This window comes from Microbacterium sp. BF1, from assembly GCF_019279095.1.
Classification (GTDB): domain Bacteria; phylum Actinomycetota; class Actinomycetes; order Actinomycetales; family Microbacteriaceae; genus Microbacterium; species Microbacterium maritypicum.
Genome location: NZ_JAGYWT010000772.1, coordinates 1 through 746, shown reverse-complemented (window position 1 = coordinate 746; position 746 = coordinate 1). Strand labels below are relative to the sequence as shown.

Genomic DNA, 746 nt, shown 5'->3' with positions numbered 1-746 from the left:
TTCGCGCCGGTGGTGGTGCCCAAGCATCAACGCCGAATCGCGGGGTTCGACGAGGCGGTGATCTCTCTGTATGCGAAGGGCATGACCACCGGCGATATCGCTAAGCACCTCTCTGACCTCTACGGATCCGACGTCTCTCGTGATCTGGTGTCGACCGTGACGGACAAGGTGCTCGGCGACATGCAGGAATGGCAAGCCCGTCCTCTCGATGCGATCTATCCGGTGGTGCTGATCGACGCGCTCGTGATCAAGGTCCGCGACGGGCAGGTCGCCAACCGGCCTGTCTACGTCGCTGTCGGCATCGATCTGGAGGGGCATCGTGACGTTCTCGGGTTGTGGATGGGACCGACCGGCGGGGAGGGTGCGAAGCAATGGATGAACATGCTCACGGAGCTGCGCAACCGTGGTGTCGCCGATGTCTGCATCGTCTGCTGCGACGGACTCAAAGGCCTCCCCGATGCGATCACCGCGATCTGGCCCCTCGCAACGGTGCAGCAGTGTGTCGTGCATCTCGTGCGGAACTCACTTCGATACGCGTCGAAGAAGTACTGGTCCAAGATCACCAGGCAGCTCCGCGAGGTCTATACCGCTCCGACCGTCGCAGCGGCCGAGGCGAGGTTCGCGGAGTTCGCCGAGCAATGGCGGAGCCTGTATCCGGCGATGATCCAGATGTGGGAGAGCGCGTGGGGCGAGTTCGTGCCGTTCCTGAAGTTCCCGCCGGAGATCAGACGCCTCATCTATACGAC

1 protein-coding gene is annotated in these 746 nt (G+C 62.6%); it reads left to right on the top strand.

Annotation, left to right across the window (positions count from 1 at the left end):
* Window positions 1-9: 9 nt before the first annotated feature.
* On the top strand, window positions 10-746 hold a 737-nt coding region (locus KZA10_RS16685; RefSeq protein WP_308289707.1), incomplete at its 3' end, for an IS256 family transposase.